The sequence below is a fragment of the Bacillus sp. IS1 genome (assembly GCF_032461585.1).
Taxonomy (GTDB): Bacteria; Bacillota; Bacilli; order Bacillales; family Bacillaceae; genus Bacillus; species Bacillus velezensis.
The window spans coordinates 38,856-52,582 of the sequence record NZ_JAWCWR010000011.1 but is presented as its reverse complement, the minus strand read 5'-3'; the positions used below and the strand labels follow the sequence as shown (position 1 = coordinate 52,582).

23 protein-coding genes and 3 tRNA genes are annotated in these 13,727 nt (G+C 40.7%); 4 read left to right on the top strand and 22 right to left on the bottom strand.

Features of this window, described 5'->3' with window-relative positions:
- A partial coding sequence (locus RUW00_RS21915; RefSeq protein ID WP_396334725.1) for a hypothetical protein occupies window positions 1-205 on the top strand: 205 nt, incomplete at its 5' end.
- A gap of 3 nt (window positions 206-208) precedes the next feature.
- Here the strand turns inward: RUW00_RS21915 and RUW00_RS21910 are convergent.
- From RUW00_RS21910 to RUW00_RS21890, 5 genes are all read right to left on the bottom strand, one after another.
- A tRNA-Pro gene (locus RUW00_RS21910) sits at window positions 209-285 on the bottom strand.
- A 16-nt stretch (window positions 286-301) separates the two neighbouring features.
- Window positions 302-378: transfer RNA gene (locus RUW00_RS21905), tRNA-Arg, on the bottom strand.
- A gap of 32 nt (window positions 379-410) precedes the next feature.
- Window positions 411-485 (bottom strand) — tRNA-Gly (locus tag RUW00_RS21900).
- Window positions 486-1,073: 588 nt separating this feature from the next.
- Window positions 1,074-1,283, bottom strand: a complete 210-nt coding sequence (locus RUW00_RS21895; protein WP_021494575.1) for a LexA family protein — start codon at window positions 1,281-1,283, stop codon at window positions 1,074-1,076.
- On the bottom strand, window positions 1,276-1,503 hold the full coding sequence (locus RUW00_RS21890; protein WP_069013557.1) for a WYL domain-containing protein: 228 nt from the start codon (window positions 1,501-1,503) through the stop codon (window positions 1,276-1,278). Before RUW00_RS21890 ends, RUW00_RS21895 begins: the two co-directional genes overlap by 8 nt.
- 107 nt (window positions 1,504-1,610) lie before the next feature.
- On the opposite strand from RUW00_RS21890, the gene RUW00_RS21885 reads away from it, so the two are divergent.
- On the top strand, window positions 1,611-1,799 hold the full coding sequence (locus RUW00_RS21885) for a hypothetical protein (protein WP_069013556.1): 189 nt from the start codon (window positions 1,611-1,613) through the stop codon (window positions 1,797-1,799).
- 175 nt (window positions 1,800-1,974) lie between these two features.
- Here RUW00_RS21885 and RUW00_RS21880 read toward each other — a convergent pair whose 3' ends face one another.
- Both RUW00_RS21880 and RUW00_RS21875 read right to left on the bottom strand, forming a co-directional pair.
- On the bottom strand, window positions 1,975-3,102 hold the full coding sequence (locus RUW00_RS21880) for a Rap family tetratricopeptide repeat protein (protein ID WP_069013555.1): 1,128 nt from the start codon (window positions 3,100-3,102) through the stop codon (window positions 1,975-1,977).
- Between the two features lie 114 nt (window positions 3,103-3,216).
- Window positions 3,217-3,753, bottom strand: a complete 537-nt coding sequence (locus RUW00_RS21875) for a hypothetical protein (protein ID WP_069013554.1) — start codon at window positions 3,751-3,753, stop codon at window positions 3,217-3,219.
- 74 nt (window positions 3,754-3,827) lie between these two features.
- Here RUW00_RS21875 and RUW00_RS21870 point away from each other — a divergent pair, with 74 nt between their 5' ends.
- Window positions 3,828-4,163 carry a hypothetical protein gene (locus RUW00_RS21870; protein ID WP_069013553.1) on the top strand — a complete coding sequence of 112 codons (336 nt, stop codon included), beginning with the start codon at window positions 3,828-3,830 and terminating at the stop codon, window positions 4,161-4,163.
- Between the two features lie 94 nt (window positions 4,164-4,257).
- On the opposite strand, the gene RUW00_RS21865 is transcribed toward RUW00_RS21870, so the two are convergent.
- Together RUW00_RS21865 and RUW00_RS21860 are read right to left on the bottom strand one after the other, a co-directional pair.
- Window positions 4,258-4,488 carry a helix-turn-helix domain-containing protein gene (locus RUW00_RS21865; protein WP_069013552.1) on the bottom strand — a complete coding sequence of 77 codons (231 nt, stop codon included), beginning with the start codon at window positions 4,486-4,488 and terminating at the stop codon, window positions 4,258-4,260.
- Window positions 4,489-4,730: 242 nt separating this feature from the next.
- On the bottom strand, window positions 4,731-4,889 hold the full coding sequence (locus RUW00_RS21860; RefSeq protein WP_162532055.1) for a hypothetical protein: 159 nt from the start codon (window positions 4,887-4,889) through the stop codon (window positions 4,731-4,733).
- 192 nt (window positions 4,890-5,081) lie between these two features.
- Between RUW00_RS21860 and RUW00_RS21855 the strand changes: the two genes are divergently transcribed.
- A complete protein-coding gene (locus RUW00_RS21855) occupies window positions 5,082-5,714 on the top strand; it encodes a DUF6338 family protein (RefSeq protein WP_069013551.1) in 633 nt (210 codons plus the stop codon).
- A 196-nt stretch (window positions 5,715-5,910) separates the two neighbouring features.
- On the opposite strand, the gene RUW00_RS21850 is transcribed toward RUW00_RS21855, so the two are convergent.
- The 13 genes from RUW00_RS21850 to RUW00_RS21790 all read right to left on the bottom strand — a co-directional run bounded on the left by RUW00_RS21850 (window position 5,911) and on the right by RUW00_RS21790 (window position 13,724).
- A complete protein-coding gene (locus RUW00_RS21850) occupies window positions 5,911-6,882 on the bottom strand; it encodes an N-acetylmuramoyl-L-alanine amidase (protein WP_069448506.1) in 972 nt (323 codons plus the stop codon).
- A gap of 55 nt (window positions 6,883-6,937) precedes the next feature.
- Window positions 6,938-7,201, bottom strand: coding sequence for a phage holin (locus RUW00_RS21845; RefSeq protein WP_025284125.1), 264 nt, complete (start codon window positions 7,199-7,201; stop codon window positions 6,938-6,940).
- A 12-nt stretch (window positions 7,202-7,213) separates the two neighbouring features.
- Entirely contained in the window at window positions 7,214-7,492 is a 279-nt protein-coding gene (locus RUW00_RS21840; RefSeq protein WP_025284124.1) for a hemolysin XhlA family protein, read from the bottom strand.
- 70 nt (window positions 7,493-7,562) lie between these two features.
- Window positions 7,563-8,465 (bottom strand): phage-like element PBSX protein XepA, encoded by a 903-nt coding sequence (gene xepA, locus RUW00_RS21835; RefSeq protein ID WP_069013442.1) that lies wholly within the window; start codon window positions 8,463-8,465, stop codon window positions 7,563-7,565.
- 95 nt (window positions 8,466-8,560) lie between these two features.
- Complete coding sequence (locus tag RUW00_RS21830; protein WP_069013441.1) at window positions 8,561-8,725, bottom strand: XkdX family protein; 165 nt, start codon at window positions 8,723-8,725, stop codon at window positions 8,561-8,563.
- Complete coding sequence (locus RUW00_RS21825) at window positions 8,722-9,060, bottom strand: XkdW family protein (RefSeq protein WP_069013440.1); 339 nt, start codon at window positions 9,058-9,060, stop codon at window positions 8,722-8,724. The genes RUW00_RS21830 and RUW00_RS21825 overlap by 4 nt, the downstream gene beginning before the upstream one ends.
- Before the next feature lie 11 nt (window positions 9,061-9,071).
- Window positions 9,072-10,169, bottom strand: coding sequence for a hypothetical protein (locus RUW00_RS21820; protein ID WP_025284120.1), 1,098 nt, complete (start codon window positions 10,167-10,169; stop codon window positions 9,072-9,074).
- 2 nt (window positions 10,170-10,171) lie between these two features.
- A complete protein-coding gene (locus RUW00_RS21815; protein WP_069013439.1) occupies window positions 10,172-10,444 on the bottom strand; it encodes a hypothetical protein in 273 nt (90 codons plus the stop codon).
- Window positions 10,441-11,019 carry a YmfQ family protein gene (locus RUW00_RS21810; RefSeq protein ID WP_025284118.1) on the bottom strand — a complete coding sequence of 193 codons (579 nt, stop codon included), beginning with the start codon at window positions 11,017-11,019 and terminating at the stop codon, window positions 10,441-10,443. The genes RUW00_RS21815 and RUW00_RS21810 overlap by 4 nt, the downstream gene beginning before the upstream one ends.
- Window positions 11,003-12,049 carry a baseplate J/gp47 family protein gene (locus RUW00_RS21805; protein ID WP_069013438.1) on the bottom strand — a complete coding sequence of 349 codons (1,047 nt, stop codon included), beginning with the start codon at window positions 12,047-12,049 and terminating at the stop codon, window positions 11,003-11,005. The genes RUW00_RS21810 and RUW00_RS21805 overlap by 17 nt, the downstream gene beginning before the upstream one ends.
- Window positions 12,042-12,467 carry a DUF2634 domain-containing protein gene (locus tag RUW00_RS21800; protein ID WP_069013437.1) on the bottom strand — a complete coding sequence of 142 codons (426 nt, stop codon included), beginning with the start codon at window positions 12,465-12,467 and terminating at the stop codon, window positions 12,042-12,044. The genes RUW00_RS21805 and RUW00_RS21800 overlap by 8 nt, the downstream gene beginning before the upstream one ends.
- 13 nt (window positions 12,468-12,480) lie before the next feature.
- Window positions 12,481-12,747: a DUF2577 family protein gene (locus tag RUW00_RS21795; protein ID WP_069013436.1), complete on the bottom strand. Its 267-nt coding sequence runs from the start codon at window positions 12,745-12,747 to the stop codon at window positions 12,481-12,483.
- The gene (locus RUW00_RS21790) at window positions 12,744-13,724 is read right to left on the bottom strand and encodes an XkdQ/YqbQ family protein (protein WP_069013435.1); all 981 of its coding nucleotides are present in this window, start codon (window positions 13,722-13,724) and stop codon (window positions 12,744-12,746) included. Before RUW00_RS21790 ends, RUW00_RS21795 begins: the two co-directional genes overlap by 4 nt.
- Window positions 13,725-13,727 lie beyond the last annotated feature (3 nt).

The window sequence follows — 13,727 nt, the reverse complement described above, 5'->3', positions numbered from 1 at the left end:
ACCGCTTGTTGAAGCAGCTTTATTATCTTACCACTCAGCTTCTTTTATGTCAACAACTTTTTTTAAGTTGTTTCCGAAGCTTTTTGTTGTTGTCTGCTGTTCATCAGCGACGTTTAATAATATACCACGGTGTCTCTCTATAAATCAAGCATTTTTTAAAAAAAAGAGAGAAAAAGAAAACCAGTATATTATCTTTAAAGTTTGAGAATGGTCGGGAAGACAGGATTCGAACCTGCGACCCCATGGTCCCAAACCATGTGCTCTACCAAGCTGAGCTACTTCCCGATTTTTAAAAATATTATGGCGCGCCCGAGAGGAGTCGAACCCCTAACCTTTTGATCCGTAGTCAAACGCTCTATCCAATTGAGCTACGGGCGCAATTAATATCACAATATCCCGTTGGGATAAAATGGAGCGGAAGACGGGATTCGAACCCGCGACCCCCACCTTGGCAAGGTGATGTTCTACCACTGAACTACTTCCGCAAGTAAAAATGTAATGTGCAGCCAGAATACAGCATCAGATAACCCAAAAACTGTATTGTTATTTATTCAGTAAAACTCCAAACAGTATAACCCGCAGTTTAATCTAAAGCATACTGTTCATTATGACAAAAGTAATTATATCAAGGTTTTGATAAAAGTCAATACCGTTTAACAATTAATTATGTTAATCTCTTTGAATCATTGAAGCAAGGCTAACCTCATCAGAAAGCGCGCTTTAAACACCTATACCTTAACTGCTGCAATCAGTAACAGTTTTTACTGATCCAAACAAAAAAATAACAGTTCCATAACGCGCGGAAACTGCTTCAGATCAACGTATTTAGATAAGCTTCCAAGCGGGCTCGAACCGCTGACCTCTTCCTTACCATGGAAGAGGTCAATTAAAGTCTTAGAATTATTTAATGGGATATTCCCTGTTATAAAAGGGTTTCGTTATAAGTGTTAATGTTTTAGACAGTTTTAAAATGATCTCGTACAATTCAGTTCGTCCCCAATTCGTCCCCCACTCAAGATAAGACGTTTGGAGTCGGTCAAAAAAAAGAGCCCTTACTTATCCAGGGCTCTTCCTTATAATAATTTAATTGTCCGCGGTAATCCTTCTTGCCATGTTACGTAATTCTTTTCTCTTAACCTATCTAGCAGCCCCTTCACTGAACTGGTGGACCGCAAACCAAGTTCCTCCATTAACTCCCGATGTGTCGGGGCCACTCCATACTGATTTAAGAAATTCGATATCGCGTTTAAAGCATCTTCTTGCCTTTTTGTAAGATTACGCATGATTCCTTACCCCTTTTTTATAGTTGACCGGGGCAACGGCAAGAATATTGTCTATCCTAAATGTTTTTGTCTGCCTACTCTTAAAACAAAATGCCCGGATAAAATTCTGTTTTACCTGATGCACTATGATGGTTCTTTTCGAGACTGTCCCATCAGCTTTTATATAGATCATGTCCAGTGCTGACTTTTCATTTAACGAACGATTTAACAATGCTTTCATGCTGCTGCCCCTCCTTATTTACTATCATCATATACGAACTTTTGTTCTATTTCAAGTTGAAAAGGGAATGTTTGTTCTGGTATTATTCTCTTCAGGAGGTAATTCAAATGAATGACTTTGAGAGGAAAGTATATAGGATCATCTTAAACATGACCCGCTTTGGGAAAAATCCTTCCTTGGATGAATTGAAGAGAAAAACCGGCAAGGATGAACGCGCTATCCGGGAAGCAGTGAAGAACCTCATAAGGCAGCGTATGCTGAAATGGGATAAGCATAAAAACAAGTGGATGTTTTGAAACAATATAATGAAGAAACAAAAAAGCCTTTTCCGAAGAAAAGGCGTAATCTGTTCAAGTTTGAAGGCGATCAGAAGCTACTTTGATTGTATCTTGTGCTTGTTTTTCTAGTGAGTTCATACCCAACCCACATACTAAAGTCAATGACAGACCCAGGACGATGAAGATACTCTTTTTAAAATTCATACAGGCACTCTCCCCTTTGAATTTGTGTTTGCGTATCAACCATTTTTTTATGATAAAAATAAGAATTCTCAAACTCCCTTGAATCTGCGTAAACAGATGCAGTTTCGCAAGCAATATCTTCAACATATGAGTAATTCTTATTCTTCTCCAGATACTCAATTGTTTCATTAACTCCCTGTTGATCCACTGCATCCACATAAAGTGCCTTCAGATACCCCTGAAGATTTTCAAAAAGCTTATCGCCTTGATATACCGCGGCCGACAAACCTTTTTTGCTTGCTTGGATACCCTCAGCCATTTTCCCCTGTTTAAAAAGGAATTTTGCATAAGAAAATAAAGAGTGCGGCAAGTTGCTCAATTTTGCTTTTTCGGTTATCTCAACTGCTTGCCTTAAAAATATCTCAGCCTTTTCATAGTCGCCCCTATCTCCGAAATTTGTACCCAAATTATAAAGAGCAGAACTAATCAATCTCTTATTATCTAACTCTTTCGATAATTCAAGAGCCTTTTCAAGATGCGGCTGACTCTTCTCATAACGCTTAAAATCAATATAATTCCCTGATATGACAAATAGACATTGAATTTTCCGGACCTTATACAACTCATACTGATCGTAAATATCGAGCGCTTGCTTTACGTGATGCATAGAGACGTGGCTTTGTTTCATACCGTAATATGCTTCAGCTAGTTTAAAATGAAACTCCGCTCTCTCAATATCATCATACACATGAACGAGTTGTTTTTCAGCCTCTCTATAAAAGCCGATCGCCTTTACATACTGCTTTTGGTCAAATTCATACATGCCGCGGAAAAATAAAGAATAATAGCACAGAAGGCCGGAAATTCCTTTATTTGACGCTTCGATTTTTTCCAACAACTCATCAATTGTCGGTCTCACACGTGTGGTAACCGGTTCTAAATAATCCAGCATGAGCTGATGGCGGAATTTCATGAGGGTGTAGTAAATCAGTAGATACTCGTCTTCTTCCATCTCATTTATTTCTTGTTCCACTTCCGCTTTCAAAATCTCCGCATCCGGAACACTGAACTGACGTATCATTTTGTACCATTCATTAATCTTAACGCCAACCTCTGATGATGGTAAAACAGAACTCACAAGGCCACTCCTCCTTTTATATAATATTCTAACATTTCCAAATTATGTTTGAACGAAAAAAAACCGCAATTTGTTTGCGGTCTACTCACTTATAACAAATATATAATTATCTTCTTAGAATGAAGTTCCAACTCCAGGTAATACTGAGTATTTACTCAGATCCAATGAGTACGCAGTACCCTTCAAAGATGCATACCCTCCGTTATTCTTATTCATGTGCACAGCTCCACTTAAACTGCTTCCTAAAGCCCCCATACCACCTATTGGCGCATCTCTTTTAAAACCAGAATAATAACGTAATTTTATAAAACCTTCAAAATGGAAAGGCCATAATGTTGCTGGTCTAACAGTCCAGTAAATAGTTCTTCCATTAGTCGCTGCGTTAATAACTGCCTTTCCTCCAGGACCCACAGCTGTTGGTTTAATTCCATCATCTTCATCAGCTATAACACTATTTGGGTCTTCAGCAATGATATTGGAAACTAAAGGATCATTGCCAAAATCTCTTACTGTAATCTCATCATCTTGATAAACAATGTCGCCAAGCTGAGATAAATCTTCCAATTGACTAGGTTTTTCACTTGCTAAAGAAGGAATTGCTAATAAGAATGACGAAAACACAAGAAATGACAAAACAAACAACTTTTTCATAATATTCAATTCAACTCCTATTTTATTTTTCTATGGATAATGGTACCATATAAACAAAAAAAAGGGTGAGCTTTTTGTCAAAAAATAATGAGGTTTTAGATATTTTTAAACAATCTGTAAAAGGGCTTTGTAAAATCAATAATATATCTCCCCAAAAACCTAGATTTGAAACCGTCAACAACTATGTAATTATTAGTATGAAGAACCATTTAAAAGATGGGGTAGATTTAGATTGTTTTAAAATTTTAAACCTGATTTATCGAATAATTGGTCCATCAGGGATAAAATTTAACCAACAATTATTCCTCTATCCAAATTCAGATAGAGTGGATAGAGTAACTGTCTCTTTTAAAAAAGAGGATTATGATGCTTTAAATATAAAAATGAAAGATGGAAACATAAATAACTAAAGGGCCTTTATATGCAGTACAGATTGATAAAAAGAACACTCTTTTACTTGAAGCATAATAAACAAAAAAGCCCGCCTTTTTAACAGGTGGGCTTTTACTGATCATACGGCCGATACTTCTTCCGCTCTGCCTCTAATTCTTTTTTTAAAGCTTGTACATGTTCCAGCAAGAACAAAGCCACCGTTCCCACCTTTTTAACCGCTTTAAGTCTCCCGCCGCTGTTGAGCTGGCTTACACGCTGCCGAGTAACACCAAGCAGCTCGGCGACTTCCGCAGCCGTCAAAACTTCGTTCTGGATAAACCTAATTTTTTCACTTTCTTTCATGTCGGTTTTCTCTCCACATCATAAAAAATCCTTTTAACAAAATAACCATTACAGCCAAGTATAAAACAAACATGGTGATTTTCCCAAGGGTACCGGCTGTTTCGTAATCAATAGCCACAATACCAGCAATGATGATAATAAGTGTAGTCATATCAAACGAGCTGTACTGCTTAAAATATTTTTTCATATCGTCGTGGACGTGATATAATAATCGAGCAAGGGGATTTTATCCCCTTGTCTCACTATGTTGTTAGCGCTTCTTGCTTACCCGGCGGGAGCGCTTTTTCATGTTCTTTTCTCGCTTTTCGCTTTTCGCTTTCTTTCTGCCATATATCATAGATGTTTTTGATAATGGTCACGATACCAGCGATGATAAGAACGATGTTTCTGATCTCGTCCACCTCAGCACCTCCTTTCATACTTCAATTATACAACACCTATTTACCGTTGTAAACAGGTGTTGTAAAAAAACTAGAATTTTTTCACCGAACTGCTATAATTTTCTTGTCGGATTGAAAGGAAAGAGTTTATCAGGAGGAGTTCAATAAGCGGGAGGTGATGATATAGATATATCAGATTTAGCAGTAAGGCTTTTGTTCTTGTTTCTCCCTGGAATAATTGGTGCAACACTCCTTGATCTATTAACAACTCATAGAAAACGACAAATGTTCCATTTCATTTTACATTCATATCTAATTGGTGTGTTTGCATATGGGATTCTTATGTTTATCGTTTATATCTGCAACCAGTTAAATGATAAACTTTATTGGAAAGTTACATTTTTAAGTTCACTGTTAAACAGCAAAGAGCAAATCAAGGTGTCCGAGGTTTTCCTCGCAACTTTAATCGGTGCAATTTTGGCAATTATCTTAGTGGTAATCATAAATAAAAAGTATATTTTCAAAGTTGCAAACCTTCTGGGAATCTCCAATAAACATGGAGAAGATGATGTTTGGGATTATATATTTAGCGATGAAAGATCAGAATGGGTTATTCTTCGCGACCGTGAAACCAATATCGTTTATCAAGGCGCCATTTCTGCTTACTCACAAAAGGACGACAAAAGAGAGCTTGTATTATCTCAGGTAAAAGTTTACAAGGACGAAGGTTCCGGAGAGCTAAAGGAGCTCTATCAACAAAATTTTATTTATTTTAACTTTGATGTTAACTCAAAGATAGAAATTGAAATTGAAAGGGGTGTTGACGTTGAACAAAGACACGAATAAACCTGATCCTAGAGAAATAAAACCAGGAACAAAAATCAATCATGGGTTAAAGGGTGTCCCAAAAACTCAAAGACCACCAAAGCCACCCAGCCAAAATTAATATGGTCAAACTTTTTTTGCACAGACAGTCGGGATAGTCCTGACTGTCTGTTTTTTCAAAATCATAATACGGGGTTAAATAATCGGAAAGAGTTATTTACCTCAATAGCGCCTCAAGCTTCACTTTAGTTTTTGGTCCATAAATACCGTCAGCAGCTAGGCCATACATGGACTGGAACCGTTTGACTGCATTTGCTGTTTTCGGCCCGTATGCACCATCTATTCCGTTATTCTTCGCCCCTTTGTCCGGATAGTAATAGAGAGCCGCCAGTGCTGTCTGAATCTGTTTCACGGCGGGTCCCTTAGTTAAGGGGCATGTCACTTTAAAAACACCTGACGGCAGCGCGTAAGATGATTTTTTACCTTTTGTTGGGGTACTGGCCGAATCCGTCAGCTTTAATACTTGGCCGACTTTGATAAAATTCGGATTCTTGATACCGTTCAACCTTTGCAGGGTGGCCATGCTCACACCATTTTTCTGTGCAATGACAGAAAGAGCATCGCCTTTCTTGACGGTGTACGTCGCCCCGCCTGTCTTGGTTTCTGTCTTTGGTGGTTTGGGTGCTTTTTTACCCCCAAGACGTTCTAATTCTGCAGCAATGGCCGCTTTCACTTGTTCCCAACGCCCCTCAGACAAAATGCGATGCGGGCAGTATTTTCCGTTCCAGTCCTGATGTTTTCTGATTTTGTCAACGCCCCATCCGCGCTCTTTGAGAAGTTGCGCCACAAACTTGATAGCCAGCGCCTCTGCTGCCCGGTACCGCGCGCCACCTGACTTGCTGTAGCAGATTTCTACCGCAATAGACTTACGGTTCCCGGTTCCGTTTGTGCCGTCGCCAGAGTGCCATGCGTTCCGGTTCAGCGGAATTCCCTGAATCACTTCTATATCATCGACAGCAAAATGATAGCTTGTCGATTCAGGGTTACCAGTCATATAACTGATTTCATTGGCGGCTGATGCATCGTTTGCCGTATTATGAATGGTGATGTACTCCGGCGTCATCGGATTCGGACATTTCAGAGCATATTTCTCAGATTCTACTATTCTTTTTTTGACTGCAATTGTCATGAAAAATCTCTCCTATTCTGTTTTGAAATATAAAAAGGCCGCCGAACGGCAGCTCTTACTTGGTCAAATCGTGCTGTTTTAAAACGGCTCTTTGCTTATGGCCTTTTTCAGTCACATAATTGTTTTTGAACCATGCTACAAGCGTAGTGCTGATAGTAAATATTACAGAGCCGGCAGTGTACAGCGCATCAGCAAGCTGATTCACTTGTGCATCTGTGATATCCAAAGGTGATTTGCCAAACATCAACATTGTTTGGTTAATAAGCGCAATTAAAAGAAGCACCGTCCGGACGACCGTGCCTTTTTCAAATCTTTTCATGTATTTTCCTCCTTATTTCTGCAAAACAGTATAAAAAATAGCGATTGCGCCGCCAATAATGCCAGTGCATACCGCTGTAATGATAGCGCCAGTGATTGTGCGCTTGATCCAAGTTGTGTTCTCTTCGATCTTGTTGAGTTTTTCGTTTAATGTCATGATCTGCTGGTCTTGCCTATCGGAAACGCGTTCAAGAACATTTACGCGCTGTTCGATTGCTTTCTGACCTGTCTTCATTTCCATTATCTCTTTTTGTAATACATGCACATCTGGTACCTCCGTCACTTCTGACATTAGTACGCCCCCCTTTTATTACATCGTTTTCACCTCCTGTATGAGGCAATTAAAAAGGACAGCCGCTATTTTATGAGACGGCTGTCCCTTTTACGGAAAAGTTCCCATTATTTAAAGCGGTAATCTCCATCACGATCTCTTTGAATCCTGTAATATCAAAAGTCCAAGCTTCTGACTTACCGACTGTGCTTATAGCCAGGGTGCCGTCGTCTACTTTTTGGCCGCGCAGCGGGCGTTTTGTTCCTGAAAGAGATTTCCCCCAGAACTTCAATTCACTTGTATCAGCCGTGCCATAGACTTCAATCAATAATGTTTTAAAGGAACCGACTTTCAAAATATTCCCTTCGCCTGGGGTCTCCACTTTGTCATGAAAAACGATATCGGCTGTTTTAGCCTGTACACTTTCAAAATCAGCCGGATTAATCGCGATTCCTTGGGTTTCTACCTTTAAGCGGCCGTCTTTGGTTACATTGCTTGATGTAAATTCAAGCGGGAGCGGTTTATCAGATTTAATTGAGACTGAATCCCGAATCTTCACATCTCCCTGGCCTGCCCCGAGCGACTGATACAGTAAAAATTCTGATTGCTGCAGGTTACCATTCGCATATCTGAAGCGGTAGTATCTCTGTGATAAATCGACCCAATCAGTCTCTGATAGAGTATTTGCTTTCACTTCTAATGATGTGATGGTGGACCATGAAACATTATCGTTGCTTTGCTCAATAAATAGGGTCCCTTCGCGATCCGAATATGCAGCGCCTTTGATTTTAGAAATTAAGATCGATCCCAATCTATCCTGGCCATATTGGCTATAAGAATCTGTAGCCTTTAATGTTGCATTAGTCAGAAGCTCTGCTGTTCCTGAAATATCTGCAACTGGCTCAACAAAATCGCTTTTTCCTTCTCTAAATGGTTTTACTGCGCCCGGCTTTCCCGCGGCATCCGTTGGAAATGTGAATCCTAAAGATGACATAATTGTCCTCCTTCATAAAAGTTTTTTATTTATTTGAGCGGACTTTTTCAGACTTATGACATCGTCTCACCCCCTTCAAGGCAAAATAAAAAAGCCTATAAGGCTTTACCAGTGATCTCTATATACTGTTGCGGGGTAACGAGCTTCTTTTCAACGCCCTGCTGTAAATCAGCTGCAGAACAATCGTCGTAATACATTGCCTTTTTCACCATCTCCGGAGTGGCCCATTTATAATATAGTGCCAATATCCAATAATTCATTTTGATTCATCCCTCTCTTCCCATGACATTACGGCGAGCTTTAGTTCTGACAGCTGCCGTCCAAGTGTTTGATTTAATTCTTCAAGCTGTTTACGGGCCAGTTTTTCTTCCGAAAGCTTCTGTGCCAGTAATTGAATTTGATCAGGCGGTTCAAATGGCGGATTTTGCTTTAATTCGTCCCACCAAGCTTGCAAATCCGCTTCTGTAGGGATAGGGGCCCGGATATTCCATCGTGCAATGTAAGAGGGGGTGCCATCGCCATTATTCTGAATGATAAAATCTTTAGTCGGATCGGCATCGGGATATTTATAAAGGATTGCTTCACCTATATTCATTTTTTACCTCCTTACACATTGGGATAATTTAATCCTCCAACTTCTTGAATATCAAAGAAGTTGTAAACATCATTCTTATCAGTAATGCCTCTCTTTACGGTTTCATCTCCGCCATAATTACAGTAGCAGAAGATTTCCACATAATCACCCTTGTTCATCGGGATAGCGGCTGTTCCGTTTAGCCCTAAATTCATTTCTTTGCCGTTATCAAAATATCCTCTATAGTGGTCAAGGGTTTTATACTCTTTTCCGTTTAGATACACCTTCAGATGAAAGTTGATATACATAGCGTAGTTGATCATATAAAGCCCAACATTCACTAAGTACATTCCATCATTCGGCGCGACAAATCTATTATTTTTAATATCAAAAGCATCATGACTGTCTTTTATTTTTCGATTAAAAGCTATCTTGGTGTGATCAATCTGCTTTAAATATTGAACATCGGATACTCCCACACTTGCGTGAGCAAAACCTGATATCTTTTCCCATTTTGTCCAGCCTGTACTATCCCACCAATGGCGAATCCATGTCCCGATATTCTTCCTCTTTGTTCCATCGCCATTACCATAGAAATACTGAGCAAAGCGCCATTTGTTTAAATTTTCATTTTTAATTAAGCCATAGCCAAGAGGGTAGCCTGTGTCATTGCCCTCATAGATACCCATAAAGGTTATTCCTTCAGGGTAATCAGTGCCTGGTGTTCTTGCATCGACGATCGCTCTTTCATCTCCATCACGAATGCAAATTAAGTTCTCGTTTTTGAAATTGGAATTCACATAATTGATAGCCTCAGTCAATGCCTGCTTAGCTTTTTCTTTTGATCCTTCAGGGGTTTCTTTGTTGTTCCAGTTTTCCCGCTCTTCTTTATTGATATGAAGTTCAGCATCATTCACATGAATATCAAAGTCTCGTTTCGGAGCCTGCTGCACGTTGTCCACGTTCCCGAGGCCGACTTGTCCCTTTGTCGTTTTATGCGGGTTATTCATGTCGTTTTTATGAGATGCAAGGTCCGTATGGGCGTCTTTTATTCCTTTTTCCCAGCGGTTAACATCGCCTTCGTTAATCGGGTCGTCTGGAAGCCAATTTGTTTTTGCTTCGTAAGCCATTGTTATACCACCTCAAAAGTAAACCTAAAATCTAACGTTCTGTTATCACTGACATTTAAATCAGTCTTTCGTTCAGTAATCACATTTCCCAAGTCATCAATGATCTGCACTGATTCAATGTGCTTAATATCCTCTTCACGATGTGTGAGCACCGCAACCACCGCGCCACTGATCGAAAGCTCCACGATTTCAGTCTCTTTTCCATTCAGCAACACTTTGCTGATTCGATCTTTTAAATCGGCAGCAGTACGCTCTCTATATGCTTTTGAAATCATGTCAAGATCACCTCATTGTTATTAAGAGTTACGGAATAACCTACCCGAAGCTCACTCACTTTACGGTATCTCCTGTGATTCAATATGACTGTATCCTTTATTTGCAGACTCTCATTAAAAGCCGGCCTGAGTGTGTAAGCCAAATGTGCCGGCTTCATGTTCTCTAACGTCTCAATAAGCTCAGTCATGTGCTGCAGGTCATCTATATCAATATCAACGTTAAAGTGATACTCTCCAGGAATCAAACGGACGCAGGCAGACGGATTTTTCAAGAACCTGTTAAGCGCCCGCTCAATGGCCAGATATGTTGCCGGAGGAATATTGGACATTTTGGAAATCAGGCGCAGCCGGCGAATCTCATACGTATCACCCGACTCGCGCGGCACGTTTAATATCTTTTCCCAGCGTTCGAGCCCCCAGGTAGCTGTTGTAACAAACAGCTGATCTGTCAGATCAAAGATGCCATCATTTTGCTTCTCAAATTCCGGTGCTTCCGTCTGAAGGATTTGAGTCATTTCTTTCAACTTTGTTAAGAAGGGCGGCAGGTAAGCCGTCATCTCATCGAGTTTGCTCAACGATCTTCACCTGCCTGAGCTTAGGGATTTCAATGTCATCCAGGACCAAATTTTCAGCCAGTCCATTAATTTTAATATCAGAGTAATCGCTCACGGATGGCGAATTATACACGATGTTGTTAATTTGAGAGAGTCGGATCACATTATCTTCAAAAGCCATCTTTTTGAAAAGATTCAGGACTCCCGCTTCTATTTCGTCTTTAACTTGGTCAATCGAGCTATTGATTTCAGGCAGCACAGAGGCGGATATCTCAATCTCTTTCCATTCTGCACTTTCTACTGTTACAAACGCACCGATCGGCGCCTGGCCTTCTCCTTGTCCGGGCTCCGGATCAATATAATCACCGACCTTTGTTATCAGAATATCTGAAGCCGGCTCCAGCTTAGCATCCGTCACCACAATCTTGACAGTGCCGTCTCCCTTCCAAAGCGGGAAGACCTTCGCTTTACCCACTCCGTCCACTTCTTCCGCCCACTGCTTATAATGCTCTTTATTAGCACTTACGGCTTCTCGGCGCACGCGGGTAAAATAGCGTTCCCTCAAATTATTGTCGTCTTCCTCTTCGCGGCCAGGAATCAGGATCTCTTTCACTATCGCCTTTTGAAGACCGGGTATCGTATCGAGCGACAAAAGATTTTGTCCGGAGATATTTGCATTACCAGCTTCACCGGCCGTTTCACATTCTAATGTTCCATCAGCTGTATATTGAAAATAGAGATTATCAACAAAGAAGCGGGAACCCGCAGGAATTTTCACCCCTGATGTGAATTCGCCCGCCCTTACAGCTTTTGTGGCTGCCGTTCTTTCAATCCCCGCTTCAGCAGCCCGCCTGTCCAGAAATTCGCCCTGAGCCGTATCGGAAAACACGAGCTCCAGAACGGTATCAAGCCAAATATAAGACTTTGCAAGCTCAGCGGCCGCAGGCGCGAGCGCATTGTAAATGACGCTCCCTTCTCTTGTATCAATATCCGCAGAGATACGGGACAGCATACGATCCATAATCTCCTCAAACGTTTGATCTTCAAACATCCTCGCCAAGCACCTCCTCGATCTCCAACGTGCCCTCGTCTGTCTCTACGATAAAAGAAACTATGAACCTATCACCTGATTTATCAATCTCAAAATCAGTGACAGAAGAAATTCGATCATCATAAATTAAAGCTTCTTCGATCAGCCTCGGGATCTCCATTTTTTTATATGCGTCTGTTGTCTCGTTATCAGAAAGAACCTCTTGAAGCTCATTACCAATGTCATGACTGAAAACAGAATAGGAATACCGCTCTGTATGCAGGGCCATATAAACAAATTGTTTAATTGCCTCAAGTCCTGCGATCAGCTCGTTAGTAATTCGCCCATTTTCAAAGTCAATTCTATATGTGCGCGATGTCTCTATTGCTTCGCTGTCATCTTCAAAATCATCAAATTCTATTTCTGGTGAAAGGGCCAACCCACGCACCCCCCTATATTTTGTCGAGAATAAAAAATGATTGTCCGCCTTTTAAGGAGACAACCATTACATTCTCACCAGTTTTAAGCTCATCTTCTCCCCCGGCGCGCAGGCGTTTAGGGATAATAATTAAGTCAGAAGGAATGATCAATTTTTCGTTTTCATTGAGCTTGATTTCAACAGGGGAAACAGAAACGACTTCAGCCGGCAGCATATCCACCGGCGACTCAGAACCAACAGCCCCGATAGCCAGATGTTTAATTGCTTCACTTAACCTCATGATGAAGCCCCGTCCGGGATTGTGTTTTTCTCAACCACATCAATTGTCATCGTGTGGGAGCTGCCTTTAAATTCGTGCTTGTCAGAATCAATCCAATATGTTTTCTTTACCCCCACTTCCGGAATAGAAATATACACCGGAAGCCCGCTCTGCAAGTCATGGATACCAATAGCTTGAATACTCTTTAATTCCTTTTTCACACCTTTTTTCTGTGATTGGAGTACGTTTGCTCGCTGCTGAAGCTGCGCCTGATTAATATTATCCGAGACAGTTTCCACATACTGCAGAACCCCGTATTTATTAATTCCTGAACTATCGCGCGCAGTGGCAGTATACGTTTTATTGTCTTTCTGACGGCGGAGTTTGACCTTCGTTGCTGTTTCATTTATTGAGGTGCTGTACTGGTATCCTGTGATGTTTACGCCTGTCTCTAACACCCAAACTTCTGACGGGTCAGGCCAAGCCCTGAGACAAAGCTTCCCCTTCGAGGCATATAACTGATAATTATGACCGGTCTGTTTTTTTGTTTGCTTCAATGCCTTTAATATCATGTCATAAAGGCTGGTATCGTCTTTAAAAACCAATGATTTAATAGTATATGCTGTTTTGGCGATGGACCCAGTGGGTATTTGAAAATCTCGGGCCAGCCGTTTTACTATTTGATCAGCACGCTGATTTGAGAAGACGTAAACATCTTTGTTCTTCACCAGATATTGAAGCATGTCATAGGCCGTAAAAGTCAATTTTTGATCATCAGGATTGCGCGAAAACACAATGCCGCGGAATAATTCCTTACCTTTCCACTTGAATAGAACGGTATCGCCTTCAGTTACGCTGTAATAAGAGTGATTTCCTTGCTTTGTTATGATCGTGGCCGTGATTGAACGCGGCGCTTGATATCGCTGTCCTTCAAGAGAGACTGTCTCTGTTACCAGCTCAAGCCATTCTGTTTCTTTAATGACAAAAAGCTCAATCATGTG

Excerpts from the sequence above, each read along its gene's own strand:
- RUW00_RS21885 (WP_069013556.1), top strand. The coding sequence starts at position 1,611 with ATGAATGACTTTGAGAGGAAAGTATATAGGATCATCTTAAACATGACC.
- RUW00_RS21895 (WP_021494575.1), bottom strand. The coding sequence starts at position 1,283 with ATGCGTAATCTTACAAAAAGGCAAGAAGATGCTTTAAACGCGATATCG.
- RUW00_RS21790 (WP_069013435.1), bottom strand. The coding sequence starts at position 13,724 with ATGATTGAGCTTTTTGTCATTAAAGAAACAGAATGGCTTGAGCTGGTA.
- RUW00_RS21825 (WP_069013440.1), bottom strand. The coding sequence starts at position 9,060 with ATGAATATAGGTGAAGCAATCCTTTATAAATATCCCGATGCCGATCCG.
- RUW00_RS21805 (WP_069013438.1), bottom strand. The coding sequence starts at position 12,049 with ATGTTTGAAGATCAAACGTTTGAGGAGATTATGGATCGTATGCTGTCC.
- RUW00_RS21840 (WP_025284124.1), bottom strand. The coding sequence starts at position 7,492 with ATGTCAGAAGTGACGGAGGTACCAGATGTGCATGTATTACAAAAAGAG.
- RUW00_RS21875 (WP_069013554.1), bottom strand. The coding sequence starts at position 3,753 with ATGAAAAAGTTGTTTGTTTTGTCATTTCTTGTGTTTTCGTCATTCTTA.
- RUW00_RS21820 (WP_025284120.1), bottom strand. The coding sequence starts at position 10,169 with ATGGCTTACGAAGCAAAAACAAATTGGCTTCCAGACGACCCGATTAAC.
- RUW00_RS21850 (WP_069448506.1), bottom strand. The coding sequence starts at position 6,882 with ATGACAATTGCAGTCAAAAAAAGAATAGTAGAATCTGAGAAATATGCT.
- xepA (WP_069013442.1), bottom strand. The coding sequence starts at position 8,465 with ATGTCATCTTTAGGATTCACATTTCCAACGGATGCCGCGGGAAAGCCG.
- RUW00_RS21830 (WP_069013441.1), bottom strand. The coding sequence starts at position 8,725 with ATGAATTATTGGATATTGGCACTATATTATAAATGGGCCACTCCGGAG.
- RUW00_RS21865 (WP_069013552.1), bottom strand. The coding sequence starts at position 4,488 with ATGAAAGAAAGTGAAAAAATTAGGTTTATCCAGAACGAAGTTTTGACG.
- RUW00_RS21795 (WP_069013436.1), bottom strand. The coding sequence starts at position 12,747 with ATGAGGTTAAGTGAAGCAATTAAACATCTGGCTATCGGGGCTGTTGGT.
- RUW00_RS21890 (WP_069013557.1), bottom strand. The coding sequence starts at position 1,503 with ATGAAAGCATTGTTAAATCGTTCGTTAAATGAAAAGTCAGCACTGGAC.
- RUW00_RS21845 (WP_025284125.1), bottom strand. The coding sequence starts at position 7,201 with ATGAAAAGATTTGAAAAAGGCACGGTCGTCCGGACGGTGCTTCTTTTA.
- RUW00_RS21815 (WP_069013439.1), bottom strand. The coding sequence starts at position 10,444 with ATGATTTCAAAAGCATATAGAGAGCGTACTGCTGCCGATTTAAAAGAT.